This window comes from Paraburkholderia phenazinium (assembly GCF_900141745.1).
Taxonomy (GTDB): Bacteria; Pseudomonadota; Gammaproteobacteria; order Burkholderiales; family Burkholderiaceae; genus Paraburkholderia; species Paraburkholderia phenazinium_B.
On record NZ_FSRM01000001.1, the window covers coordinates 1,117,330 to 1,143,861 of the forward strand.

Sequence of the window (26,532 nt, forward strand, 5' to 3'; positions counted from 1 at the left end):
TACTGAATTCGCGGAGTCTGTGCCTCTTTGCAGAAAAACAAAGGCCGCCGGTCATTGCGACAGGCGGCCTTTTTCATGGGGCGCGGCGTTCGGGACGCGTACCGCTGCCGCTGTTCAGGCTCGCGGTATCACACCCTTCAAACCATCCGCAGATAAATCAGCTCCCGCTTGATATACGCATAAAAGATAGGCGCGGCAATCACGCCCTGGAGGCCGAAAGCCGCTTCCATTACCAGCATCGCCACCAGCAGTTCCCACGTGCGCGCTTCGATCTGGCCGCCGACGATCCGCGCATTCAGGAAGTATTCGAGCTTGTGGATCAGGATCAGGAACACGAGCGACATGACCGCGGCCGGAAAGCTCACGGAGAGCGCGACTGCGACAATGATGGTGTTCGAGATCAGATTGCCGATCACCGGCAGCAAGCCAACGATAAACGTGACGAGCACCAGCGTCTTGGAGAGCGGTAGCCGGTCGTGGAAGATCGGCAGGATCACCAGCAGGAAGATGCCGGTGAACACGGAGTTGATCGCTGAAATCTTCACCTGCGCGAACACGATGCGACGGAAGGCGTCCGCAAACCGCATCACGCGAGTGACGAACGCGGTGGACAGCGGCAGCCGCTGAATCGGTTTCTGCGCCCCGACCGCGATGATCGCGCCGATGATCATGCCGATCAGGATATGCGTGAAAACCCGCGCCGCGTTCTTGCCGCCTTGTTGCAGCATGCCGGCATGGGTATGCATCAATTCGGTGGCGCGTGCTTTCATCTGATCGGCGTCGACAGGCAGATAGTTGGCGACGAACTGCGGAATCCGCCCGCGCGCCTCGTCAATCAGCTGCATGGCCTGGTTGAGCAGCATCTGCACGCTCGGCACGTCGCCTTCGAAGTGGTCGATGATGCCGATTACGATGCCCGTCAGCACGCCGACGATCACCGTGGCCAGGATCACGACCGAAAGCCAGCGCGCGCGCTGGCTGGACATGTGCTTTTCGATACGCGGCGCGATTGTCTGAATGAGCTGAAACACGAGCAGCCCGGCCAGCAACGCGCCGAGCAGCCGCAGATTCAGGACTGCGATCATGCCGACCAGCATTAGCAGGTAACTGCCGATCTCGACGGCGGACAGTCTGGGCAGGCTCATGTCGCTCGTCAGCCTGACCGGGCGTGGGCGCAGATCCTGCACCTGCCCTTCTTCGGGCGCCTCGTTACGCTTGGTCATGGCTTATTTCCGTATCCAACCTAGGGTTTGCAGCATCATTTTTTGGCGGCGTCGCGTTTGAGCAGCGGCGCCAGATATCGACCGGTAAAACTTGCCTTCGACTTCGCCACCTGCTCCGGCGTGCCTTGAGCGATGATCTGACCGCCGCCGGCACCGCCTTCCGGACCGAGATCGATGACCCAGTCCGCAGTTTTGATTACATCGAGATTATGCTCGATGATCACCACGGTATTACCCTGGTCTCGCAAACGGTGAATTACTTCGAGCAACAGAGCAATATCGTGGAAGTGCAAACCGGTCGTCGGCTCGTCGAGGATGTATAGAGTGCGACCGGTGTCGCGCTTGCTCAGTTCCAGCGAAAGTTTGACACGCTGAGCTTCACCCCCCGACAGCGTAGTGGCCGACTGCCCCAGGCGAATGTACCCAAGACCCACGTCCAGCAACGTTTTCAGCTTGCGCGCCACCACCGGAACGGCCTTGAAAAACTCGTAGGCGTTTTCAACCGTCAGTTCCAGCACTTCGCTGATGTTTTTGCCTTTGTACTGCACATCGAGCGTTTCGCGGTTGTAGCGCTTGCCGTGACACACGTCGCACGGCACGTAGACGTCGGGCAGAAAGTGCATTTCCACCTTCAGCACGCCGTCGCCCTGGCAGGACTCGCAACGGCCGCCCTTGACGTTGAATGAGAAGCGGCCCGGATCGTAGCCGCGTTCCTTCGAAGCCGGTACGCCCGCGAACAACTCGCGGATCGGCGTGAAGAGGCCAGTATAGGTGGCCGGATTCGAGCGCGGCGTGCGGCCGATCGGCGACTGATCGACGTTGATGACCTTGTCGAAGTGTTCGAGACCTTCAATCGATTCGTACGGTGCCGGTTCGGCCGATGAGCCGTACAGGTGATGCGAGACCGCGTGGTACAGCGTGTCGTTGATCAGCGTGGACTTGCCCGAGCCGGAGACGCCGGTGATGCAGGTCAGGAGACCCACCGGCAGGTCGAGCGTCACGTGCCGCAGGTTGTTGCCGTAAGCCTCGACGATGCGCAGACGCCGCTCGTCCGGCTCCCTGCGCTCGTCCGGATAGTCGATGGTGCGCGCGCCGGACAGATACTGACCCGTGATCGATGCAGCGTCCGCCTGCACCTCATCGGGCGTGCCTTCAGAAATGATCATGCCGCCGTGTTCGCCGGCGCCCGGTCCCATGTCGACCACGTAGTCGGCCATGCGGATCATGTCCTCATCGTGCTCCACGACGATTACCGAGTTGCCGAGATCGCGCAGATGCTTCAGCGTCGAGATCAGACGGTCATTGTCGCGCTGATGCAGGCCGATGGACGGCTCGTCCAGCACGTACATGACGCCAGTCAGGCCAGAGCCGATCTGCGAGGCGAGCCGGATGCGCTGCGCTTCGCCGCCCGAAAGCGTTTCCGCGCTGCGCTCCAGCGACAGATAGTCGAGCCCCACGTTATTCAGGAACATTAACCGTGCGACGATTTCCTTGACCACCTTGTCGGCAATCTCGCGCTTTGAACCTTCTAGGCGCAGCGTCTGGAAATAGCCGAGCGCATCGCGCAACGGCCAGCCGCTGATTTCGAAGATGCCGCGCGCGTCGCCGTCCGCGCCGATGCGCACAAAGCGCGCCTCACGGCGCAAGCGGGTGCCTTCGCAGGCGGGGCAGGCCTGGTTGTTCTGGTACTTGGCGAGTTCTTCGCGCACGGCGACCGAATCGGTCTCACGGTAACGGCGTTCGAGGTTAGGGATGATCCCTTCGAATACATGCTCGCGAATCGACGCACGGCCGCGTTCGTTGATGTACGAGAACGGAATGGTCTGCTTGCCCGAGCCGAACAGCAGGATCTTGCGAACCTTTTCCGGCAGATCTTCGAAGGCTTCGTCGATATCGAACTCGTAGAACGCGGCGAGGCTTTGCAGCATCTGGAAGTAAAACTGATTGCGCCGGTCCCAGCCCTTCACGGCACCCGCCGCGAGCGACAGCGACGGATGCGCGACCACCCGCTTCGGATCGAAGAAAGTGATCTGGCCGAGGCCGTCGCACTCCGGACACGCGCCCATCGGGTTGTTGAACGAGAAGAGACGCGGCTCGAGTTCCTGCAGCGAATACGAGCAGATCGGGCAGGCGAACTTGGAGCTGAACAGATGCTCCTTGTCGGTGTCCATTTCGAGCGCGATGGCGCGGCCGTCGGCGAGACGTAGCGCCGTTTCGAACGATTCCGCGAGGCGCTGCTTCATGTCTGCGCGCACTTTCAGACGGTCGACGACGACGTCGATCGTATGCTTGTCGTTCTTCTTCAGCTTGGGCAGCGAGTCCACTTCATAGATCTTCGCGACTTCCTCATTGGCCGTGCCGCCGCCCGAACGCACGCGAAAGCGGATAAAGCCCTGCGCCTGCATTTCCTCGAACAGCTCGACGTGTTCGCCCTTGCGGTTCGCCACCACCGGAGCCAGGATCATCAGCTTGGTGTCTTCCGGCAGCGCGAGTGCTGCATCGACCATCTGCGAGACGCTTTGCGCCTGCAGCGGAATCTCGTGATCCGGACAATACGGCGTGCCGACTCGCGCGAACAGCAGACGCAGGTAGTCGTGAATTTCGGTGACGGTGCCGACCGTGGAACGCGGATTGTGCGACGTAGCCTTCTGCTCGATCGAAATGGCCGGCGACAGACCTTCGATCAGGTCGACGTCAGGCTTTTCCATCAGCTGCAAAAATTGCCGTGCGTAGGCGGAGAGACTTTCGACGTAGCGCCGCTGTCCTTCCGCATAGAGCGTGTCGAACGCAAGCGACGATTTTCCCGAGCCCGACAGGCCGGTAATCACGATGAGCTTGTGACGTGGCAGGTCGAGACTGACGTTCTTCAGGTTGTGGGTGCGAGCCCCACGGATACGGATTTGTTCCACGCGTTGATCCATTACCTGGCCATTGACTGGCGGAAAGAGGAAGAGGCTAAACCTGCTACTATAACGACTTTTCGAGACCGCTGTTACGGCTACCTGACAGCGCCCAACAGGCGCGCGGCAAGCTGTAAGACGGTGGTTTAGAGCCGTGCGAAAAGGTTGCAGATGGGGCCTTTTTGCGCGACTGCAAGACGCCTGCGGGTCTTTGCCGCAGTCCGCCGGTCGCTCACGGCAGGCCGCCGAGGGTATGCTGCTCCACGGTGAGTCGCCCGGCCCCGGGCCGTCCAGATTATTCAAAACACGTTCCCGATGTCCAATCCGTCCGCTACATCTTCACGCATGAGCGCGCCTGAGTTGCGCGCGACCGTGTCGCTCGCAGGCATCTTTGCGCTGCGCATGCTCGGCCTCTTCATGATCATGCCGGTGTTCTCGATCTACGCGAAAACCATCCCCGGCGGCGACAACGTCCTGCTGGTGGGGATCGCGCTGGGTGCCTACGGCGTGACGCAATCGCTGCTGTACATCTTCTACGGCTGGATTTCCGACAAGGTAGGGCGCAAGCCGGTGATCGCCACGGGGCTCGCGATTTTCGCGCTCGGCAGCTTTGTCGCGGCGGGGGCGCACGACATGACGTGGATCATCGTCGGTCGCGTCATTCAGGGGATGGGCGCGGTGTCGTCCGCGGTGCTCGCTTTTATTGCCGACCTCACGTCCGAGGAACATCGCACCAAGGCGATGGCAATGGTGGGTGGCAGCATTGGCGTGTCGTTCGCGGTGGCGATTGTCGGTGCGCCGGTCGTGTTCCAGTGGGTCGGCATGAGCGGGCTGTTCGCGCTGGTCGGCATTTTCTCGATCCTCGCAATCGGCGTAGTGATCTGGATCGTGCCGAATGCGCCGATGCCTGCGCACGTGCGCGCGCCGTTCTCTGAAGTGCTGCATAACGTCGAACTGCTGCGTTTGAATTTCGGCGTGCTGGTGCTGCATGCGACGCAAACGGCGCTGTTTCTGGTGGTGCCGCGGATTCTCGAAGCGGGCGGTTTGCCCGTGGCGTCGCATTGGAAGGTTTATTTGCCGGTGATGGGGCTGTCGTTTGTCATGATGGTTCCGGCCATCATCGCAGCGGAAACGCGCGGCAAAATGAAGACCGTGCTCGTGAGCGCGATTGGTCTTATCCTGATCGGACAGTTGTTACTAGGCGTCGCACCCCATACCATTCTGAGTGTGGCCGGGATACTGTTTATCTACTTTCTCGGCTTCAATATTCTTGAGGCGTCGCAGCCTTCGCTGGTGTCGAAACTGGCGCCGGGATCGCGCAAGGGCGCGGCTACCGGCGTGTACAACACCACGCAGTCTATCGGCTTGGCGATCGGCGGCGTGATCGGCGGCGTGCTGCTGAAGGCGGATGGGCAGAGCGCGGTGTTCTTCGCCTGCTCTGGGCTGGTATTTTGCTGGCTTATAATCGCGGCAAATATGAAGCCGCCAGCGCCGCGCAAGAAGGCTTGATGGTAAGTACTCACCGGTAGCCGGCGAGGCGCAGTTTGGGTCTCGGGCCGGCCGGTTCAGAGATGGTAAATGTGCGTTGCCGCGCCACCTGCAACGGAATCAACAGGAGAAACTCATGGCATCCGTGAACAAGGTAATTCTCGTCGGCAACCTCGGAGCCGATCCGGAAGTCCGCTATCTTCCGAGCGGCGACGCAGTGGCGAACATCCGCCTTGCGACGACGGACCGGTACAAGGACAAGACGTCGGGCGAAATGAAGGAAGCCACCGAGTGGCACCGGGTTTCGTTTTTCGGGCGTCTGGCCGAGATCGTGAACGAGTATCTGAAGAAGGGCTCGTCGGTTTATATCGAAGGACGCATTCGCACACGTAAGTGGCAGGCGCAGGATGGGACGGACCGGTATTCCACCGAGATCGTGGCTGAACAGATGCAGATGCTGGGTGGCCGCGGCGGAGCGATGGGCGGCGGTGGCGATGAGGGTGGATATAGTCGCGAGCCGTCGGAGCGTAGTGGCGGCGGCGGTGGTGGTGGTCGCGCGGCTTCGGGTGGCGGCGGTGGGGCGCGTGGTGGTAGCGGTGGCGGTGCTAGCCGTCCGAGCGCGCCGGCCGGTGGCGGGTTTGATGAGATGGATGACGATATTCCGTTTTGACCTCCCGCACCCAAAAAATGTAAAGATCAACCCCGCCTTCGAGCGGGGTTTTTCTTGAACTCAGTAAAGCTCCCCCAACGCCGCCGGACTAAAGTCCTTCAACTGACCGGTCTCACCCGAACGAATCTTCGTCACCCATTCCGGATCGCTGAGTATTGCGCGGCCAATGGCGACCAGATCGAACTCGTCGCGCTCCATGCGGTCGAGCAGATTGTCCAGACCCGCCGGGCTCGAACTCTCGCCACCGAAGGTGCCGAGGAAATCACCTGAAAGACCAACCGACCCCACGCTGATCGTCGCCGCGCCCGTCACTTTCTTCGCCCATCCCGCAAAATTCAGGCCGTTTTCCCCGTCGATTTCCGGAAACTCCGCTTCCCAGAAGCGCCGCTGCGAACAGTGCAGGATATCGGCGCCAGCTTCCACGAGGGGCACAAGCCAGTCGGCCATTTCATCCGGCGTATGCGCGAGTCGAGCGGCGTAGTCCTGCTGCTTCCATTGACTCAAACGAAGGATGATCGGGTGGTCCGCTCCGACGGCAGCCCGCACGCTCTTGATCACCTCGACCGCGAAGCGCGACCGTTCACGAATCGATTTCCCGCCAAAAGAGTCCGGGCGCCGATTGGTGCCGTCCCAGAAGAACTGGTCGAGCAGATAACCATGCGCGCCGTGAATCTCTACGGTGTCGAACCCGAGCCGCTTCGATTCCGCTGCGGCACGTCCAAAGGCAGCAACCGTATCCGCGATATCTTCATCGGTCATCGTCTTGCCACGCTGCTTTTCAGGTGCCACAAGACCCGAAGGACTCTCGACCGGCGAGGAAGGCCGCCATTCAGTGAACGGATTAGCAACGGACCCCACGTGCCAGATCTGCGGCGCCATCTTGCCGCCCGCTTCGTGGACGGCGTCGATCACCTTCTTCCAGCCAGCAAGCGATGCTTCTCCGTGGAAGAACGGAATATTCGGATCGTTGCGCGACGACGGGCGATCGATTACCGTCCCCTCGGAGATGATAAGACCGACCTCCCCCAATGCGCGCCGCCGGTAGTAATCCGCCACGTTAGCGCCGGGCACACCCTCTGGCGAGAAGGAGCGCGTCATGGGCGCCATCACAATGCGGTTTTTCAGGTTGAGCGTTTTCAGTTGAAACGGTCTGAACAACACGTCGAGTTGCGAACTAGTCATCGATGCACCTCATGAACGAAAAAACCGATGGTATATGTTTTATACTAGGTGTCAATGAGTCACCACATTGCTACCAGGTAGCATTCAGGAAACCGCCATGTCGGAATGTCAACCAGAGGTGTTGTCTCTTGCCAGTTGCCCAAGTCGTTTGCTACTCGATCAGATCGCTGACAAGTGGTCGGTTCTGATCCTTGCGTCGCTACGCCCCGGGCCGATGCGATTCAACGCGATCAAGCGCCGCATTGAAGGGATCACGCAGAAAGCCTTGGCGCAGTGTTTGCGTCGGCTCGAGCGAAACGGAATTGTCGAAAGAAGAGTGATTGCGACTTCGCCAATCTCCGTCGAATACGAAATCACGGCGCTGGGGCGGTCGCTCGATGGCCCATTCCAGGCGCTTTATATGTGGACGTACGAGCATCTCCCTGAGGTCGAGAGTGCGAGAGCTCGCTATGATCAACGTGAGACCGCGGGCTAATGTCTGCTGCGTGAGCTTGGGCGGGGCCGACCCACCAGAATAGCCTGCAGCGTCGGCCCAGGATTGAAAGAGCGGAGAGAATCAGACCGTGCGATCCAGCAACGCTGCCTCTCGACTCCGCAACGTCAACTGAAGGGCCGTCAATCCTTCTTCAACTTCGTCAAGATGCTCCAGTATCCATAGGCCATTGCGTCCATCGAGCATCGCATGGAGCAGCGAACACTGCCCTACGAGCCGCTCGTCACAGCCAATCAACACTTTCAATGTTTCGGCTTCCTGACGATAGCGCTGCGTCATGCGATCGTTCTCCGGAACCGGCTGGGATTGCAGCCTGCCGCTGACCGTGCCGATGTTTCCCGCCAGCCGTTCGAGCTTCTGTGCAGCCGCCATATTCGACGGATTCGGGAACGGCTTCTCGCGGGTGGGTGTGCCGATAAACTCGCGTCGATAATCGGACTCAGCGCGTTCGACATTGGAACGCGCCATCCCTAGCAGCCATCCTGCCTTGCTACGCACCAGTTGATCGTCAGCGCGAAGCTGATTTTCGGTGCGGTAGAAGTTGTAGCCCCAGCCGTGAAACAGGTTGATCGCCGCCTGGCGGAGCGCCCCTTCGTCGTAGAATTTTGAGTCCATGACTAGCTCTTTCCGGAGAACCCGGCTTCATGTCCGAGCGGATAAATTCCGGTGGCGGGCGCGCCGATCTGGAAGGGCAATCCTGCTGCCGCATTCGGCGCAGACACGAGGCCCTTTTCCGCCATGCGCAGCGCAAGGTAGTAACGAACCGCTTCGATCGGCGAGAGGCCAATAGCCTGCAGCGAGATGAGTTCGCGCATCCGCTCGTCCTTGGGCACGATCAGGACCTTGAGGTCATTCAGCATGATGCCAAACGTTCTCAGGAAATCGGAGAGATGCGTCTTGACCGACTCACGGATCTCGTTGATATGCTCGTTGATGTTTTCCATCTTCGTCACCTGGACGATCTGATTGATCGCCTGCTCGATTGCGGGGCCGGCATAGTCCGCGACCTCTTGCGTATCGATGAGGTTGCCGTTGAACGGCAGGTGCGTAATAAGATCGAGCGCTGCTTCCTTGGTATCGATGTGAATATAGTAGTCAACCTGATACGCCATCTCAGCCATCTCGGCGCTGGTCGCGATGCCCTGGCTGCGAATCAGCAGTTTGGCGCGGTTGATGTAGATGACTTCGAACACCCACGGCGAGGAACCACCAAAAAACCCTTGGGCGATGGAGCCCAGCAGCGGCTTGTCAGGCGTAGTGAGAGCGTACTGTCCCGTCTCATACACGTTGAGCACTGCGCCGCGTGATTTCAGCACGCAGAAGTGGTTGCTTTCGACGGTTAGCAGTGAGCCAGAAACAATGCTTTCGTCCACAATCTTGACCGCTACGCCCTTGGTACCGAGCAGGTCGGTGCCGTCGCGCTGAAGGGATGTGATGACCTGCCGTGTTATCGCCATGTCTTGCTCCTCATCTTGATCTCGTTCGTTGAACTGCTCGAGTGTTCGCAACGGTTCGGATAATGGAGCCGGCCGGCCGTCAGGAACGGTCGGTTCATATCCGTCTACTGCACGTAAAGATACCGCACCAGGTGGAAAAACACCGGCGCAGCAAAACAGATCGAATCGACACGATCCAGCGCACCGCCATGCCCGGCAATCATCGAACCCCAGTCTTTCGCGCCTAGCGAGCGTTTAACCGCAGACAGGACGAGTCCACCTACAAATCCCGCCAACACGATTGCCAGCGACATCAGGAACGCCGCGCCGAAGCTGAACGGCGTGATCCGGTAAAGCGCCGCGCCAGCCAACGTAGCCAGCAGCCCTCCGCCGACGAATCCCTCCACAGTCTTCGACGGACTCAGCAACGGCGCGATTTTGCGCTTCCCGAACAGCTTGCCGACAACATACTGGAACACATCGCTGATTTGCACCACCAGCAGGAAGAAGAACAGCAGCAGCGCGTTCTCGCCCTCATAGTGCGGGATATCCAGAATCAGAAGAGCGGGCGCATGACTCAACCCATAGACGCACACCATCAGTGCCCAATGGATCTTCGAGTTGCGGCTCAGAAACTCGTGCGTATCCTGCGTCAGCGCGGACACTAGCGACAACGTGATGAACAGATGCACCGGTACGAAGATGGAAAACATCCCGTACCACCGGACCCACAGCAGCAGATACTGCACCGGAATCGCGATGAAGAATGCGATGAAGAGCGTGGTGTGATCGCTCGGCGTCGTCGGCGTTAGCGTGATGAACTCGCGTAGCGCGAGATACGACACCACTGCGAAGACGATGTAAGTGGCCGTCGGCCCGAGGCCGATCGCAATTGCCATGATCGCGATCATGCCCCACCAGGCACGAATACGCTGGTTCAGATTGGCGATGGTCGCGCTTTTACCGCCGTCGCGCCACGCGAGAATCGCACCGATAATCGATGCAATGGCCAGAAAGCCGGTGAGGCCGCCCACAAGTTCCCAGAACGCTGTTCTCATAGTGTTTAATGTTTTGGAATGCTATTGATCTGAAGTGGCTGTTCTCGCCGCAGTCTCGAGCGCCTCCCGAGCAGGAGAAAGTTCGACGATCGCGTCGCGGGCGCGGCGCAGAAAATCCGCTTTCGCCTCTTCCGGCTTTAATTGCAGCGTGCCGCCGAAATGCACCTTGCAGATTAGCGGCACTGGCCAGATTGCGCCTTTGGGCATGATCCGCTGCAGATTCTCCAGGTAGACTGGGCACAGGTCGATATCAGGAAACTCGCTGGCGAGCCTGAAGATGCCGCTCTTGAATGCCTGCGGCAATGCTTCGGCGCTACGTGTGCCCTCGGGAAAAATGATCACGGACTCGCCAAGCCGCAATGCCTCGCGGACCGGATCGAGCGGGTCACCTTCACCTTCATGCTTGCGGTCGATCAACACGACGTTGAGCAGATCGCGCGCAATATGCACTTTGGCTTTGCCGCGCTGCCAATAGTCGCGCGCAGCCACGGGGCGAACCTGATGACGCAACTCACTCGGCAACGCGGCGAGGATCGCCAGCGTGTCGATGTGGCTCGTGTGATTCGAAAAGTAGATGGTCTGCGAGGCGCTCGGCGCGCCGTGATGCCACACGGGGTAGGTACCTGCCACGAGGCGTACGACGCTCAGCAGAAAGTCACGTTCCCACGCGTGCCAGGTACTCATGAATGCTCCTCTCGAAGCGATGCGCTGCAAGCGGTCGCTTGCCCTCGCGCTTATCTTCGTTATCCAAACTTCTGCCGACGGCCAGAATCCTTCTGACACCGACGCATTCTTATGCGATGCGAATCATCGTATGCGAGAGCAGAAGATTTCAGTCGCGGCATTATGACGAGTTTCCATGACAAGCACCACATCGCTTTGCTCGGGCTCGTCTTGACGTTCGTTGCCGTTTAAATGACGATGTCGCTGTTTGTGACAGCACAAACAGAGCGGGCGCGGGACATGTCGCCCGACTTCCCGAAAGACCATTCAAGACGCCAATCAACGAGCGCGCTATGAGCGTATACGCACTAAAACCGAAGTTCCAGAATCTGCTGCGTCCGTTGGTGCGGCAACTCGCACGCGCAGGCGTCACTGCCAATCAGGTCACCGTATCGGCTGCGCTTGGATCGATACTCGTCGGGATCGTGGCGGGTTTCGGATTTCCGCTTTACCGGCTGTTTTTGCTGATCCCTGTCTGGCTGTTTTTGCGCATGGCGCTCAATGCGATAGACGGAATGCTGGCGCGCGAATTCGGTCAAAAGAGCGCGCTCGGCGCCTATTTGAATGAACTGGGAGATGTGGTCTCGGACATAGCCCTGACATTGCCGTTTCTAGTGATACCCGAGTTTAATCCGGCCGATATCTGGGTGTTTGTGCTGTCCGCGGTGGTGGTCGAATGCGCGGGTCTGGTCGGACCGCTGGCTGGTGCCACGCGTCGTTATGATGGACCGCTTGGCAAGAGCGATCGCGCCGTCGCGGTCGGCGCGTTTGGTTTGTGGATTGGTTTGGGTTTGCCGCTGGCGCACTGGGCAGACTGGCTGTGGTGCGCGTTGACCGCGCTGTCGGTGATTACGGTCTGGCAGCGGATTAGAAAGGGAGTGACGGAGGCGCGAGGTTAAGCCGCCCAGCGCGCTCCTGCTAACCTTCAAATAACCGGCGGCGCTTCACGGAGATCCGCTCCCACGCGAATGCACGCCACCCTGCGATCCGCCGTCCCACGCGAGATCGACTGCGGCACCTCTTCGGCGCAAGCTGCAATCGCCTCGGGACAGCGCGTGCGGAACGCACATCCAGAGGGCAGGTTGAGCGGCGATGGCATCTCTCCAGTTAGCACCGCATGTTTGCGTGTGCGCTCGATCGCAGGATCAGGCCGCGGCACCGCCGACAACAACGCCCGTGTATAAGGATGCTGCGGCGACCCATACACCTCCTGCCGCGTGCCCAGCTCCATCACGCGCCCGAGGTACATGACCAGCACGCGCTGGCTGATCGCCTTCACGACCGCCAGATCATGCGCGACAAACAGCAGCGACAGCGACAACTCCCGCTGCAAATCGCGCAACAGATTGACGATCTGCGCCTGAATCGAAACATCCAGCGCCGACACGGGTTCATCGCAAATCACCAGTTGCGGCTCACCCACCAGTGCCCGCGCAATCCCGATCCGCTGACACTGTCCACCAGAAAACTCGTGCGCATAGCGCGACAGATGATGCGCGCCAAGACCCACGCGCTCCAGCATCGTTACCACGCGCGCATGAGTCTCATCACGCCCCAGACCGGGTCGTTGCACCTTTAACGGCTCGGTGACGATCTGCTCGATGGTCATCCGTGGATCCAGCGAGGCCAGCGGGTCCTGAAACACCATCTGCACGTCCTTGCGCAGCCGCTCCATCGCAACGGCCGGACGGCGTCCGTCGGTCACCGTCTCCGTATCGCGCCAGCGCACGCTGCCTTCCGTCACAGGTGTGAGGCCGATAATCGCTCGCGCCAGTGTCGACTTGCCGCAGCCCGACTCGCCTACGAGTCCCAGCGTCTCACCGCGTCGCACGTCGAACGACACGCCATCCACTGCGCGCAAGGTCGCTTTCGACGACCACGGATACGCGCCGCGCGGCACCCGGAAGTGCACCTTGAGATCGCGCACCGTCAGCACCGGCTCGCCCGCCACGTTGGCACGTGCTTCACCCGCCGCGCCGCCCAGCGGCTTTCCCGATGTCCCGTCACCCATACCCACCGTCCTTTGCGTCACCGTGTTACTCACCGCACCACCTCCATCATCTCGCCGACCGGGCGCAGGCAAGCACGCCAGCCGTCCGTCCGGTCGACGATGGCCTCCAGTTCGGGCCGCGTCGTATGGCAGCGGTCCTTTGCCAGCGCACAGCGTGGCGCAAATGCGCAGCCTTCGATGGCCTCGCCCGGCGCAGGGGGATTACCTGCGATCGTGCGCAACGGGGCATCGATGTCGTGTGTGCCGTCGGTGTCGTCGAGTCGCGGCAGCGCATCGAGCAGCCCGCGCGTGTACGGATGAGTCGGGTTCTCGAACAACGCTTGCGCACTCGCGCGCTCCACGGTGCGGCCTGCGTACATCACCATCACGTCGTCCGCGAGTCCTGCCACCACGCCCATGTCGTGCGTGATCAGAATAATCGCCGTACCCAGGTCGCGATTCAGCTCGCGCAGCAGTTCGATGATCTGCGCCTGCACCGTCACGTCGAGCGCGGTGGTTGGTTCGTCGGCAATAAGGATTTCGGGTTCGGTCAGCAGCGCGGTTGCGATGGTCACGCGCTGGCGCATGCCACCTGAAAACTCATGCGGATATCGATCGATACGTCGCGCCGCATCCGGAATCCACACGCGCTGCAGTGCCTCGATGGCCTGGCGGCGCGCATCGCGCCGCGACACGCCGCGGTGCAATTGCAGCGCTTCGGTCATCTGACGCTCGACCGTGAGAAACGGGTTGAGCGACGTCATCGGATCCTGAAACACCATGCCAATGCGATCGCCGCGAATCTGGTTCAGTTCGCGCTGACTCAGCGCCAGCAGATTGCGGCCTGCGTACAGCGCTTCGCCGGAGGTCTGGCCATTGCCGGGGAGCAGCCCGAGCAGCGCCATCACTGTCTGACTTTTACCCGAGCCCGATTCGCCGACAATCCCCAGCGTCTTGCCCTTTTCGAGCGTGAACGATACGCGTTGCACCGCGTCCACGGGCGAGGCGTCGCGCCGTGTGAAGCGTACCCCCAGGTCTTTTACTTCGAGCAACGCCATCTCAACGCTCCTTGGTATCGAGCGCGTCGCGCAGCCCGTCGCCTACAAAATTCACGCAATACAGCGTGACGCACAGCATCACCGCCGGGCACAGCAGCAGCCACGGCATCGACTCCAGTTTCTGCGCGCCGTCGTTGATCAGCACTCCCCAGCTTGTCATCGGTTCCTGCACGCCCAGACCGAGAAACGACAGTACGGATTCGGTCAGCACGATGCCCGGCACCGTGACCGTCGCGTACACCACCACCACGCCGAGCAGGTTCGGCACGATGTGCCGCAGGATGATCCCCGGTGTGCTCACGCCGGTCGCGCGCGCTGCGTCGATGAACTCACGGGTCCGCAGCGATAGCGTCTGACCGCGCACCACGCGCGCCATGTCGAGCCACGAGAACGCGCTGATCGTCAGCACCACCAGGTAGAACGCGCGGCCCAGCAGCGTCATCATCAGGATCGCGATCAGCATGTAGGGGATTGCGTACATCATGTCGACGATACGCATCATCACCGCATCGGTCCGTCCGCCGATATAGCCGGCCGTCGCACCCCACGCGACGCCGATCAGTCCCGACACCAGCGTGCCAAGCAGCCCGACTTCGAGCGACACGCGTCCGCCGGCAAGCGTGCGCACCAGCAGGTCGCGGCCGAGTTCGTCGGTGCCGAACCAGTGCTGGCCCAGCAGCGTGGGCGGCATGCTGATAGCGCCCCAGTCGTTGGCGGCGGGATCGTTGGAGAGGAGCAGCGGACCCACAAAGCAGGCAATGATGATGATCCCAAGGATCACCAGGCTGGCGAGCGCCGCGCGGTTGCGCAGAAACTGCCTGAAGGCAAGCTCAAGCGGACTGCGCGAGCGTCGCGGGGCGGCGGTAGCTGTAGTCGCAGCGGTGGAAGGGGAGGTGTTCATGGTGTCTCTATCGTAGATCGTAGTTCGATGATCAAGGCGTGGGATCCGTTGCCGGGATCTCAGTAGCGGATGCGCGGGTCGAGCCACGCGTACGCCAGATCGACGAGCAGGTTGAACACGACGGCCGCCACGGTCGTAAGCACCACGAGTCCGAGCACGAGCGTGTAATCGCGGTTGATGGCGCCGTCCACCACCAGTTGTCCGAGGCCAGGCAGCGCGAACACCGACTCCGTGACCACCGCGGCAGTAATCGAAGAGATGCAGATCGAGCCCAGCAGCGACACCACCGGCATCAAGGCGGGCTTGAGTGCGTGCCGCAGCACGATCACATGACCAGGCATGCCCTTCGCGCGCGCGGTGCGAATGAAATTCCCCGACAGCACTTCGATCATGCTGCCGCGCATCACCCGCGCAATCGATGAAACGTTGATGATCACCAGCAGCGCCATCGGCAGCACGCGGTAGCGCCAGCCACCGTCGCCCCAGCCGCCTGCGGGCAGCCAGCCGTGGCCATCCGAGCGCTTGAGCAGAATTGCAAACACCCACACCAGCACCGGGCCGAGCACGAACGGCGGAATCACGTTGCCGACGTTGCCGAGCAGCATCACGATGCGATCGGTGATGCCGTCGCGACGCACTGCAGCCGCCGTGCCGAGCAGCACGCCGATCACGAGCGCGATCGGCACCGAGAGGCCGCCCACGCCGAGGCTGACCGGCAGCGCCTTGCTGACGAGGTCATTGACCGACCAGTCGACGTAGCGCACCGACGGCCCGAGATCGCCATGCAGCAGTGCGTTTAGATATAGCAGGTACTGCTTCCAGAGCGGCTGGTCGAGGTGATATTTCGCGTTCAGATTCGCGATGGTGGCCGCGGACAGGTGCTTTTCAGTGTCGAACGGACCGCCCGGCGTCGCGTGCAACATCAGATAGCACACCGTAATCACGGCAAGAACGGTTGGAATGACCCATAGGGTACGGCGCAGCGCGTAGGCGAGCATGGCGGATTCCGTTACTTCAATATTCGGTGGTCAGTGAGCGGGGCTTAGTGCGCCAGCAGGTACATGTCCTGCGAGGCACGCTGATCCACATAGTTGGTCGGCAGATAGCCGCCCACATACGGTTTCACGAGCCGGTCGGCCGAGTACTGGAACAGCGGGATCAGCGGCGTTTGGCTCATGGCCAGATTGTGCGCCTGAGTGAGCAGGGCGGTGCGTTTCTGGTCGTCGAGTTGCAGGTTGCCCTGATCGATGAGTGCGTCGACCTTCGGGTCGCAGAACTGCTGGTCGTTCTGCACGTCGTTGCAGCGCAATTGATCGAAGTACGACATCGCGTCGTTATAGTCGACGAACCAGCCATCGCGCGAGGCCTGTACCTTGCCGGCATGGCGTTCGCTCAGCAGTACCTTGTATTCGACGTTCTCCAGCTTCGCGTTCACGCCGAGCTTGGTGCGCCATTCGGAGGTTGAGAAGAGTGCCACCTTCTTATGGAGATCGCTGGTGTTGTACGTCAGGGTGAAGGTCAGGGGCTTCGCATCCGAATAGCCCGCTGCCTTCAGCAGACCGCGCGCGTAGTCGACACGCTTGGCCATCGGCCAGCTCGCCCAGTCTGGTGTGTAGACAGCAGCGCCCTTGGTGCCTTTGGCGATGAGGCCGTACATCGGCACTTCGCCTGCCTGAGTGAGTTTCGACGTCAGCAGGTCGCGGTCGATCACCATCGAAAGCGCCTGGCGCACGCGCGGGTCGCGGAATGCCGGGTCGGTGTTGTTCAGGCTGTAGAAGTAGGTTGCAAGCTGCAAACCGGTCTGCAGTTCCTTGCCGAACTGCTTGCTGACCTGGGCATAGACACCCGAAGGGATCGAATACGTGTAATCGATCTGGCCGGACTGATACATGCGCATCGCCGTCTCGTCGCTTTCCACCGGCACGTACGTGACCTTCGAGATCACCACTTGCGGCGCGTTCCAGTACTTGGCGTTCTTGACGATCACGATGCGGTTATTCGGCTCCCAGTCGCTCAGCGTGTACGGGCCGTTGCTCACCATGTTGCCGGGGCGCGTCCAGCTATCGCCGAATTTATCCACCGTTGCTTTGTTTACTGGTGCCATGGCCGGCATGGCGGTGAGTTCGGTGAAGAAAGCGACCGGCACTTCGGTCTTGACCTCAAGCGTATACGGATCGACAACTCGTGCGGCCAGCGATGTTAGCGGCGCCTTGCCAGCGAGGATCGCTTTTGCGTTCTTGATGAACTCCGGCAGGATCGTATATTTCGAGCCGGTCTTCGGATCGAGCACACGCTGCCACGCGTAGACGAAATCTGTCGCGGTGACCGGATCGCCATTGCTCCATTTCGCGTCGTGACGCAGCTTGAAGACCCAGGTGTCGGGAGCAGTACGCGTCCATGACAGGGCGACGCCCGGCACGACTGCGCCGGAAGCGCCGATACGGGTGAGGCCTTCGAACAGATCGAGCCCAATAGTGTCGCCTGTCCACGATTCGATATGCGCTGGGTCAAGCGACTCGACTTCGGCCGGCACCTGACGCGTGAGTTCCTGCTTGGCGGCAAGCGTGGTGCCCGGTGGCACTGTGACCGCCGACGCTGCGCCGGCAAAAGTGAGCGTGATCGCTGAGAGCACCGCAGTAAGGGATTGCGACAGTTTCATAGGCTGGTTCGAAGAAGGAGGTTCAAGAGAAGTCCCCGCCCCGCGCAACAAGGCGGCAGGGGGCGCAGAGCAATGCGTGATGTCGCGGCACGACGAGGCTTAGCCGAAGAGGCCGCGCGACAGGACGTCCCGGCCCATGTGCTGGTGGGGACATCGGATGAGGAATGGGGTGTCGGAAGACAGGCGGTGCCACCGTCCGGCGGCTAATGTCACTTGCATACGTTTCACTTACGATTCTTCCTGTCGTTGTAGCCACAACCATGGACGACTTGCACATCGGCGCACGAGCCGTGCGCCAGCAGTCATGCGCGTTGTCCGGCAAGCGTTTTGCCGTTGACGCGCAACATTCGTTATCGAAAGTCCCATCAGCGTGCGATGCCGATTGTGTCGGCGGCACGCTGGTTTGAGGCGACGGCAGCCTAAGCAGAAGGCATGCCAAAAAACGTGGCTCGATTCCGTCCATCCGTCCGGTGTCTGGCCTGGCATGATGTAACTGGCTGATTGGATTACAAAATGCCAGCCGTGCATGGTTTTCATGATTACCGGCACGGTCGAAACGGTATCGCGCTTATATCACGCCGAAAGAAAACGTGATTTTGGATACGCCCAAAGTAGAGGAAACCACCTACCGCCTCCTGGTGCAGCACGCACCAGTTCGGAATCGATTTTGGGCGGGCCTCTATGGCTCTACGGAGACCGAGCGTTTGAGACAGCGCAAGGCAAAGATCGAGCGGCTGTTCTGAAAGCCAGGCAGCCGGTAGAGCTTGCGTCGCAGGAACGACTCGTACCCTTCGGTGCCTGCCACCGCCACCTTGATCAGATAGTCGTATTCGCCGGACACCAGAAACGCTTCGACCACTTCAGGCAGATCAGCGAGCGCCTCGCCGAAGCGCTCCAGCGTGCGTTCGTCGTGCTTCTCGAGGGTGACTTCGATGATGACCGTATCGGGCAGCCCAAGCGCCTTCTGGTTGAGCAGCGCGGCATAACCTTCGATCACGCCCGACTCTTCCAGCGCTCGCACCCGGTTCCAGCACGGCGTGGCCGACAGGCCGACGCGTTCGGCCAGTTTGGCGTTGGACAGACGTCCGTCGCTGCGCAGTTCGCGCAGGATTCGCTGATCGATCGCGTCGAGCTTCATGTCGTCCTCTGATGCACTCTCCACATCGCGTCGCGTGGGGAGACGATTCGTCTTTAGTAAAAAGGAAATATAGGTATTACTTCTGCCATAGGCCGCATCATGCCAGATAAACGGAAGAAATCCCCGGATTTGGACGCATACACTCTTGCCGTCGAGGCGCGCTCAAATCACGAATACCAGCGCCTCGCCCGTACTCCGCATGCCACCGCGATCCGGACCGCATGCGGCCAGGCGCGAAGCCATCGCTTCGCGCGGATGCTGAACTCTCCGCCCACAAGGAAGGAATACTGATGGACCGACTGACGACCACTGCCGCCGGCAACCTTTTTGGACTGCACGGTGAACCCGCTCACGAACGCATCGTGCTCGCCACCGACGCCGCCTCCGGACTGCAAGCTATCGTTGCTGTCTACAGCACGGCGCGCGGCCCTGCGTTCGGCGGCTGCCGCTTCTGGCAGTACGCGTCGGAGCACGAGGCGTACAACGACGCACTGCGTCTGTCGCAAGGTATGGCGTTCAAGAACGCGCTGGCCGATCTGCCGTTCGGCGGCGGCAAGGCCGTGATCCTGCGCCGTCCGGAAGTGCTCGACCGCGCGGCATTGTTCAAGGCGTTCGGACGGCTGGTGCAATCGCTGGAAGGCATCTATATCACCGCCGAAGACGTCGGCACGACCGCCGACGATATGCGTGCCGTGCAGAGTGAGACCGGCTTCGTGAGCGGTATCCCGCGCGATAACGACGTCTATGGTGGCAACCCGTCGCCGCGCACTGCCTATGGCGTGTTCACAGGCTTGCAGGCGGCCGTGCAAGCGGCGCTTGGGCGCAAGACGCTCGACGGCGTTTCGGTTGCGGTACAGGGCCTCGGCTCGGTAGGTTGGGATCTGTGCGAACGTCTGCATCAAGCGGGCGCGCTGCTGATCGTGTCGGATATCGACGCCGCTAAAACGGCCCGCGCCCAGCAACTCTTCAATGCGCGCGTGGTGGATACGGCAGAAATCGTCAACGTGGAAGCCGATGTGTTCGCACCGTGTGCGCTGGGCGGCTCGATTTCGGAATCGGTCGCGAAGCAGTGCCGTTTCAAGGTGGTGGCGGGCGGCGCGAACAATCAGTTGATCTCGCTGGCGGAAGGCGATGTGCTGCATCAGCGCGGCATCTTCTACGCGCCGGACTTCCTCGTGAACGCAGGCGGCATTATTAGTTGCGTGCGGGAATATCAGGGCTCGGGTGAAGAGCAGGCCGTGCTTGCCGAAGTCGCGCAGATCGGTCCGCGGGTCTTCGAACTGGCGGAGCGCGTGCGCGCGACTGGTGTTGCTCCGGCACGCGCCGCAGTGGCGTGGGCGCGTGAAAAGATGGTGGCCTGCTAAGGCGGCGGCGCAAACACTCGCCACCGCATTGATGCAATGACGTGCTGGAGTGGGTCCGCTAGCGGTTCAGATACTCCTCCAGCACGTCGTGCGCGAAGCAACTTCACGCACGACGACGAAACGCCGCCTTGGCTCAACGCATGAGCCAAGGCGCAATCGCCGGCAGCAGCACCGGCACGACAAACGCCGTGAATACTCCGTTCAGGCCCATTCCAAGTCCCGCGAACGCCCCCATCTCTTCGCTCACCTGAAAGGCACGCGCAGTGCCGATCCCATGCGAGGCCACGCCGAGCGCAAAGCCGCGCACTTCGGGTTCTGTCACGCGCAGCAGGTTCAGGATCGAGCGTGCGAAGACCGCGCCGAACACACCGGTCGTAATCACCAGCACGGCAGTCAGCGACGGAATACCGCCGATCTCGGCCGCCACGGCCATCGCGATCGGCGTCGTCACCGATTTAGGCGCGAGCGACGCGATGGTCTGATGCGAAGCGCCGAACAACGCCGCCACGCCCACTGCCGACGCAATCGCCGTCAACGAACCCGCCACCAGACCGCCGATCAAGGGCCACGCCGCGCGCCTCAGCTTCGGCCATTGCCGGTAAAGCGGCAGCGCCAGCGCGACCGTTGCCGGCCCGAGCAGGAAATGGACGAACTGCGCTCCTTCGAAGTAGGTCGCGTAGGGTGTGCCGGTGATTTCGAGCAGCATCACGAGCAACGCCACCGCGATCAGCACCGGATTGACGAGCGGGTTGAAGCGCGACTTCGCATACAGGGCCTGGGCAATCAGATAGGCGAGCAGCGTGATGGTCAGCCCGAGCAGCGGACTCGCGGCGAGATAGACCCAGATGGCGCCGAGTTTGGGAATCGCGCTCATTGCGCACGCTCCTGCGCAGCCGGTTCGTTGCGCTGCCGCCGCAGCAACGCGCGAGTGACGAGCGCAGTGACGGCAATCGCCAGGGTCGTGCTGACGACGAGCGAGACCACCACGGCCAGCGCATCGCCGCGGACCTTGCCGGCCGACACCATGATGCCGACACCTGCCGGGATGAACAGCAGCGAAAGATGACGCAGCAGTTCCAGCGCGGTCGGCTCGATCGCGTCTGCGATTTGCGGGCGCAGCATGAGAAAGCCGAATAGCAACAGCATGCCGATCACCGGCCCCGGCACCGGCAGCTTGAACAGATAAGAAACGCCTTCACCGAGGCATTGGAACACCAGCAAGGTCGCAAGGGCGCGGAGCATGAGCACGGTCCGGTAGGGCGTCGGCATCCAGCCGGCGCGAGGTTTGCAAGGCTACCAGTATCCAGGATTGGGTGTCGTGAAGAGAAACGGTAAGGGTAATTGTCTGACGAACCATAAAGTTTTCGGCAAAACGGCCGTAGTCCATCCTGTGGGGCGTTCGCTTAAATTTTAATCAAGTTGCGGACCTGGCCGAGGGGGCTTGGGCGCAGCACGCCTGACCGGAGCTTCTCGCTAACCGCCGGCAGGTCGCCCAATGGAGATTTGCCCAAATGCTTAACAAGCTGTCAATCCGCACCTGCCTGACCTTGATGGTCGCCTTCTTCGGCGTCGTACTGCTAATCGGGGCGGCGGCGGGTCTGCTGTCGTTGCGTGCCAGTAACGACTCGCTGCAGCAGATGTACACGGTAGATACGCCAGCCGTTGCCGATCTCGAGGGAAGCGCCGGCCAGTTGCTGCGGCTGCGCCTTGCGCTGGCTACCTACGCCTCGCTCTCCGACCTGAACGATCAGGATGGCGCGTCGGCGGTCCTGCAGCGCTTCGACCAGTATCTGAAGATCTCAAACGACCGCCTTGCTCACTATGTCAGCCGCGCCGGTTCGGGTGACGAAGAGCAACGTCTCATCAAGGACATGCAGGACAAGCGCGACATCTTCCTGCACGAAGGCGTCGAACCGGCGATGGCCGCGCTCAAGTCGGGCGACAAGACATCTTTCCAGCAACTGCAGGCGCACAAACTGCCCTCGCTCTACAACGCCTATGAAAAGGCGATGCTCACGCTGGAGCAACTGCAACTGAACCACGGCGCGCAACGCTATCAGGATGCGCAGGACCGCTTCTTTGCAATCAGCGTTGCGGTTGCGGTGGGCATGGTGCTGGCGCTGGTGTTTTCGTGGCTTGCGCGAGTGGTGCTGGTGCGGGCGATCGTGCACCCGGTGGATGCGACCATCGGGCAGTTTCAGCGGATCGCCGAGGGCGACCTGACGGGCCGCATCGAAGTCATCAGCGACAACGAAATGGGCAAGCTCGCAGCAGCCCTGCGCAAGATGCAGGATTCGCTGATCTCGACGGTCAATATCGTTCGTCAGGGTACCGAATCGATCGATACGGGCGTCAGCGAAATCGCTGCCGGCAACACCGACCTGTCGCAGCGTACGGAAGAGCAGGCGGCGTCGCTCGAAGAGACCGCGGCAAGCATCGAAGAGCTGACCTCCACCGTCAAACAGACCGCCGAGAACGCCAAGCAGGCGAGCTCGCTGGCGCAAGGCGCTTCGACGCTGGCGGCGCAGGGCGGCGAGTTGACCCAGCAGGTGGTGGGCACCATGAATCACATGGTGGACGATTCGCGCCGGATCGCCGACATCGTCGGAGTGATCGAAGGCATTGCATTCCAGACCAATATCCTCGCGCTTAATGCAGCGGTCGAAGCGGCGCGCGCGGGCGAGCAAGGCCGCGGCTTCGCGGTGGTGGCGAGCGAAGTGCGCTCGCTCGCGCAGCGCAGCGCCGGTGCTGCCAAAGAGATCAAGACGATGATCGACGACTCGACCGCGCGCGTGCAGACGGGGGCGCAACTGGTCGAGCGTTCGGGTACGACGATGACGGAAATCGTCGGCGCGATTGCTCGCGTGAGCGCGATCATGGGCGAGATTGCCGCTGCGGCGACGGAGCAGAGCACCGGCATCGATCAGGTCAATCTCGCCGTCGCACAGATGGATGAAGTCACGCAGCAGAACGCGGCGCTGGTGGAGCAGGCTGCGGCGGCTGCCAGTTCGCTGGAAGATCAGGCGCGCCGTTTGACGTCTGCGGTCGCGGTGTTCCGTACTGGATCGGGCTCCGGCGCTGCGTCCGTGCGGTCACCGGCAACGGGCCGCGCGCACACGGGCGTCGGCCGCACCGAGCCGGTCGCGGCGTAGAGCGGTCGCTGCTGCCTGTCGACTGAAAGACCGGTAGCGGCGTAGCGTGTGGTGAGCGGCGCAACTGTGCCGCTGACTGCGCGCGGCCGCCGGGATGTCAAGGCTGCGCTGCATAGTACTTCGCCAGCCCGTCGATTTCCTCCGGCGTCAGATGCCGCGCGACGTTGCGCATCTGTTCGTTGATGTCGTTATGCCGTTCTCCGCTCGCAAAGCGCTGCATTTGCGCGGCCAGATAGATCGACGATTGCCCACCTAGCCACGGCGCAGCGCCTTTGCGGTCGAGTTGCCCGTGGCACGCTGCGCACGGTGCAATATTGCGGATCGGGTCGCCCTGCATAGCGAGCCTGACCGCGCTGGCGTCCTGAGCAGTGTCGGTAGCGCCGGGTTCTGCCGGTGCGGCACGCTGCAGCGAGGCGTAATAGGCCGCCAGATCGTGCAGATCCTGATCGCTGCGATTGTGGATGATCGGCTGCATGATCGCGTTGGCGCGCAGTCCGTTCTGATAGTCGCGCAACTCCTTGTAGATCACATCGGCGTATTGGCCGGCCAACGCAGGAGCCGTCACCTGTACGGTGCCGAGCACGCCGTGGCACATCGAGCAGTTCTGCGTGGCGAGCGTCGCACCGCGTCCAATCGAAACCGCATCTGGATTGGCATAGCGCGCTGGCGGCAACACCACCACGTCGCTTGGCGCGGGCCCCGCGATGTTCGCTCCGCCACCGTACCAGCTCGACGGTGCGCCTGCCGCGCTGCAGATGGTCGCCCACAAGCCGTGCCCGGTGAAATCTCTGTTGGCTGACGGCAGCCAGATAAAGCCGATCAGGATCGAAATCACTGCAAGCACGAGCGTTCCGCCTACGCTCGTCACGAACCATGGATTGCGCAAGCTGAAGACCCGTTCGTAATTCATCGCTGCGCTCCGACGACGACCGCCGGCACGGAAGTCTGCTGCAGCCGCAGTAACTGGAAGACCGGCACGCTGTAGTTGACGATTGTCAGCGCGATCATCAACGAGACCCACAGGCCGAAGCTGTTCAGCGCGGCGGGCACGTGATCGACCGGATGGATGGCGAGACTAAAGCGAAATTCCTTGGGTTGTATGAGGGGTCCGAACTGCGATTTCGCAAGGATGTAGATGAACAGCACGCCGGAGATCACCAGCACGAAACCGCCGATCGCCGACATCGCCACCCACACTGCCTGCTGCTCGAGACCGGGCGCGTTGTAGTCGTAGTAGGCCATGCGTCGCGGCGCGCCGAGCAGGCCGACGTAGTGCCACGGCAGCGTCACGACCATCATGCCGATGAACCACAGCCATAGTTGGGTCCGCACGAGACCCAGCGAACACAGCGCGCGTCCGGTGAGCTGAGGCCACAATTCGTAGGCGATCGCGAAGTACATGATGACGATGGCGCCGCCGAAGATCAGATGGAAGTGACCGGTGACCCATTGCGTGTTGTGGATCGTCGAGTTCAACTGGTAGCTCATGTTGATGAGGCCACCCGCACCGCCTAGCCCCAGCATGACGAACGAGAACGCGAGCACCAGCATCATTGGATTGCGCCACGGCAGCGCGGTCAGCCAGCCGAACGCGCCCTTGCCGCCGCGCAGTCGGCCGGCGATTTCAACCGACGCGCAGATCGTGAACACGGTGAGCAAGGTCGGCACAGACACCATCCCGGTGAACACCGCGTGCAGGAATTTGAAGCCCGCACCGACCTGCGGATCGGCGAACAGATGGTGAATGCCGATCGGCATCGCGAAGATCAGGAACAGGATGAACGAGACGCGCGCCATCGAATCGCTGTAGAGCCGTCCGCCGATCGCGCCAGGCACCATCGTGTAGTACGCGATATACGCGGGGATCAGCCAGAAGTAGACGATCGCATGCAGCGTCCACGAGAACAGGACGCGGGAGAGACCGGCGTCGATGGTGGTCTTCCAGCCGAATGCGACCGGCAGAATCTGCAGCAGGATTTCAAGCGCGGCGCCGATCGCTGTCCATGCCCACAGATACGCGCCTGCCACGTTCGCGAACATCGCCAGCGGCACCGGCTTGACGGGATTGGCGCGCTTCCAGACGCGCAGGTTCACATGCATCAGCGCGACCCAGATCCATGAGCCGACCACCACCAGCACCACGCCGATGTAATAGAGCGGACTACCAATCATGGGTGGGTAGAAGGTGAACAGCACCGACGCCTGCCCTAGCGACACCGGCACCATGGCGACCACTGCTCCCACCGCCAGCACAAAGAACGCGGCCCACGCCCATTTGAGTCCTACCAGTGGCTGGCGCAATGCGAGCTCGACGATCGCATAACCGAAACCCATCGCTACGAGAGTCGGCAGTACATACGCCATCACCGTGCCGTGCGCGGTGACCGAGCGGTAGTACAGCTCAGGGTTGCCGACCCACGGCAGCAGCGGACTTCTGACCAGCATCTGCCACGAGCCGAGAAAGAGCGCGATCAGAAACGCGATGAAGGCGAGCCAGAAGTGCGCGAGAACGAGTCGCTTAGCGAGAAACACAGTTCAGCCTCCTTGATTGCTTTGCCCGTGCGAAGAAGGTGTCCTTGTCGATCACCTTCACGTGCGCCCACATCGTTTGATGGCCGAAGCCGCAGAATTCGTGGCACGGCATCAGATGATCGCCTGGCTGTGCGAAGCTGGTTTCCAGCGTCGAGATGTAGCCCGGCACGACCATCGTGTTGATGTTCGTGTCCGTGACGAGCAGGCCGTGCACGACATCCGCGCTGGTGGTGCGGAAGGTGACCGGTGTACCGGCCGGCACCAGCAGGCACTGCGGCGTAAATGAGTACTGCTGGGCAATAAAGCGCACCACGACCGAGCCGTCGGCTTCGACTGCGGAGCCGAGATTGTCGTCGACGAATTCGCCGCTTAACTGCAGGCGCGTCGGGTCCACGGTCTCGACGCGCGAGGGCGGCATCATGGCCCAATGCAGGCCGGAAAACACGATGATCACCAGCATCAACAGGATCAACGCCGACGCGAAAATCGCCCAGCGCCGCTCGGCGCGCAGCGCGACGGCATGGGCGCCACCTGGATGGTCAGGAGAAGGAGTGGGCGTCGCCAT

At 61.4% G+C, this 26,532-nt stretch carries 24 protein-coding genes; 6 read left to right on the forward strand and 18 right to left on the reverse strand.

From position 1 onward, the window contains the following. Positions 1-137 precede the first annotated feature (137 nt). Together BUS06_RS05280 and uvrA are read right to left on the reverse strand one after the other, a co-directional pair. Positions 138-1,223, reverse strand: a complete 1,086-nt coding sequence (locus tag BUS06_RS05280) for an AI-2E family transporter (RefSeq protein ID WP_074263313.1) — start codon at positions 1,221-1,223, stop codon at positions 138-140. Between the two features lie 35 nt (positions 1,224-1,258). Next, positions 1,259-4,132 (reverse strand): excinuclease ABC subunit UvrA, encoded by a 2,874-nt coding sequence (gene uvrA, locus BUS06_RS05285; protein WP_074265922.1) that lies wholly within the window; start codon positions 4,130-4,132, stop codon positions 1,259-1,261. 306 nt (positions 4,133-4,438) lie between these two features. On the opposite strand from uvrA, the gene BUS06_RS05290 reads away from it, so the two are divergent. Beyond that, a complete protein-coding gene (locus BUS06_RS05290; protein ID WP_143787461.1) occupies positions 4,439-5,632 on the forward strand; it encodes an MFS transporter in 1,194 nt (397 codons plus the stop codon). 115 nt (positions 5,633-5,747) lie between these two features. Then, entirely contained in the window at positions 5,748-6,281 is a 534-nt protein-coding gene (locus BUS06_RS05295; protein ID WP_074263315.1) for a single-stranded DNA-binding protein, read from the forward strand. Between the two features lie 60 nt (positions 6,282-6,341). Here BUS06_RS05295 and BUS06_RS05300 read toward each other — a convergent pair whose 3' ends face one another. Then, positions 6,342-7,463, reverse strand: a complete 1,122-nt coding sequence (locus BUS06_RS05300; RefSeq protein WP_074263316.1) for an NADH:flavin oxidoreductase — start codon at positions 7,461-7,463, stop codon at positions 6,342-6,344. Positions 7,464-7,560: 97 nt separating this feature from the next. Here BUS06_RS05300 and BUS06_RS05305 point away from each other — a divergent pair, with 97 nt between their 5' ends. After that, entirely contained in the window at positions 7,561-7,938 is a 378-nt protein-coding gene (locus tag BUS06_RS05305) for a winged helix-turn-helix transcriptional regulator (RefSeq protein ID WP_083611348.1), read from the forward strand. 81 nt (positions 7,939-8,019) lie between these two features. On the opposite strand, the gene BUS06_RS05310 is transcribed toward BUS06_RS05305, so the two are convergent. From BUS06_RS05310 to BUS06_RS05325, 4 genes are read right to left on the reverse strand one after another with little or no spacing between them, the layout of a single operon-like run. Beyond that, the gene (locus BUS06_RS05310) at positions 8,020-8,571 is read right to left on the reverse strand and encodes a hypothetical protein (protein WP_074263318.1); all 552 of its coding nucleotides are present in this window, start codon (positions 8,569-8,571) and stop codon (positions 8,020-8,022) included. Between the two features lie 2 nt (positions 8,572-8,573). Further along, the gene (locus BUS06_RS05315) at positions 8,574-9,464 is read right to left on the reverse strand and encodes an SPFH domain-containing protein (protein ID WP_254368758.1); all 891 of its coding nucleotides are present in this window, start codon (positions 9,462-9,464) and stop codon (positions 8,574-8,576) included. 53 nt (positions 9,465-9,517) lie between these two features. Continuing rightward, entirely contained in the window at positions 9,518-10,450 is a 933-nt protein-coding gene (locus tag BUS06_RS05320; protein ID WP_074263320.1) for a phosphatidate cytidylyltransferase, read from the reverse strand. 21 nt (positions 10,451-10,471) lie between these two features. Then, a complete protein-coding gene (locus BUS06_RS05325) occupies positions 10,472-11,134 on the reverse strand; it encodes a lysophospholipid acyltransferase family protein (RefSeq protein WP_074263321.1) in 663 nt (220 codons plus the stop codon). A 332-nt stretch (positions 11,135-11,466) separates the two neighbouring features. Here BUS06_RS05325 and BUS06_RS05330 point away from each other — a divergent pair, with 332 nt between their 5' ends. Beyond that, complete coding sequence (locus BUS06_RS05330) at positions 11,467-12,072, forward strand: CDP-alcohol phosphatidyltransferase family protein (protein WP_074263322.1); 606 nt, start codon at positions 11,467-11,469, stop codon at positions 12,070-12,072. A 26-nt stretch (positions 12,073-12,098) separates the two neighbouring features. Here the strand turns inward: BUS06_RS05330 and BUS06_RS05335 are convergent, their stop codons facing one another. From BUS06_RS05335 to BUS06_RS05360, 6 genes are all read right to left on the reverse strand, one after another. After that, positions 12,099-13,184, reverse strand: coding sequence for an ABC transporter ATP-binding protein (locus BUS06_RS05335; RefSeq protein WP_074263323.1), 1,086 nt, complete (start codon positions 13,182-13,184; stop codon positions 12,099-12,101). A 29-nt stretch (positions 13,185-13,213) separates the two neighbouring features. Beyond that, positions 13,214-14,221 (reverse strand): ABC transporter ATP-binding protein, encoded by a 1,008-nt coding sequence (locus tag BUS06_RS05340; protein WP_074263324.1) that lies wholly within the window; start codon positions 14,219-14,221, stop codon positions 13,214-13,216. 1 nt (position 14,222) lies between these two features. Beyond that, complete coding sequence (locus BUS06_RS05345; RefSeq protein WP_074263325.1) at positions 14,223-15,122, reverse strand: ABC transporter permease; 900 nt, start codon at positions 15,120-15,122, stop codon at positions 14,223-14,225. A 59-nt stretch (positions 15,123-15,181) separates the two neighbouring features. Then, a complete protein-coding gene (locus BUS06_RS05350; protein ID WP_074263326.1) occupies positions 15,182-16,120 on the reverse strand; it encodes an ABC transporter permease subunit in 939 nt (312 codons plus the stop codon). Between the two features lie 44 nt (positions 16,121-16,164). Beyond that, entirely contained in the window at positions 16,165-17,781 is a 1,617-nt protein-coding gene (locus BUS06_RS05355) for a peptide ABC transporter substrate-binding protein (protein ID WP_074263327.1), read from the reverse strand. 679 nt (positions 17,782-18,460) lie between these two features. After that, positions 18,461-18,919 (reverse strand): Lrp/AsnC family transcriptional regulator, encoded by a 459-nt coding sequence (locus tag BUS06_RS05360; protein WP_074263328.1) that lies wholly within the window; start codon positions 18,917-18,919, stop codon positions 18,461-18,463. Positions 18,920-19,209: 290 nt separating this feature from the next. On the opposite strand from BUS06_RS05360, the gene BUS06_RS05365 reads away from it, so the two are divergent. Beyond that, positions 19,210-20,283, forward strand: coding sequence for a Leu/Phe/Val dehydrogenase (locus tag BUS06_RS05365; protein ID WP_074263329.1), 1,074 nt, complete (start codon positions 19,210-19,212; stop codon positions 20,281-20,283). A 133-nt stretch (positions 20,284-20,416) separates the two neighbouring features. Here the strand turns inward: BUS06_RS05365 and BUS06_RS05370 are convergent, their stop codons facing one another. Next, entirely contained in the window at positions 20,417-21,157 is a 741-nt protein-coding gene (locus BUS06_RS05370; RefSeq protein ID WP_074263330.1) for an LrgB family protein, read from the reverse strand. Beyond that, entirely contained in the window at positions 21,154-21,525 is a 372-nt protein-coding gene (locus BUS06_RS05375) for a CidA/LrgA family protein (RefSeq protein WP_074265923.1), read from the reverse strand. Before BUS06_RS05375 ends, BUS06_RS05370 begins: the two co-directional genes overlap by 4 nt. Positions 21,526-21,794: 269 nt before the next feature. Here BUS06_RS05375 and BUS06_RS05380 point away from each other — a divergent pair, with 269 nt between their 5' ends. After that, positions 21,795-23,435, forward strand: coding sequence for a methyl-accepting chemotaxis protein (locus BUS06_RS05380; RefSeq protein WP_074263331.1), 1,641 nt, complete (start codon positions 21,795-21,797; stop codon positions 23,433-23,435). A gap of 97 nt (positions 23,436-23,532) precedes the next feature. On the opposite strand, the gene BUS06_RS05385 is transcribed toward BUS06_RS05380, so the two are convergent. Genes BUS06_RS05385 through BUS06_RS05395 form a run of 3 tightly spaced genes read right to left on the reverse strand, consistent with a single transcriptional unit; the run spans position 23,533 to position 26,532 of the window. Then, positions 23,533-24,345, reverse strand: a complete 813-nt coding sequence (locus BUS06_RS05385; RefSeq protein WP_074263332.1) for a c-type cytochrome — start codon at positions 24,343-24,345, stop codon at positions 23,533-23,535. Beyond that, a complete protein-coding gene (locus BUS06_RS05390) occupies positions 24,342-25,967 on the reverse strand; it encodes a b(o/a)3-type cytochrome-c oxidase subunit 1 (RefSeq protein WP_074263333.1) in 1,626 nt (541 codons plus the stop codon). The genes BUS06_RS05385 and BUS06_RS05390 overlap by 4 nt, the downstream gene beginning before the upstream one ends. Next, positions 25,954-26,532, reverse strand: coding sequence for a cupredoxin domain-containing protein (locus tag BUS06_RS05395; protein WP_074263334.1), 579 nt, complete (start codon positions 26,530-26,532; stop codon positions 25,954-25,956). Before BUS06_RS05395 ends, BUS06_RS05390 begins: the two co-directional genes overlap by 14 nt.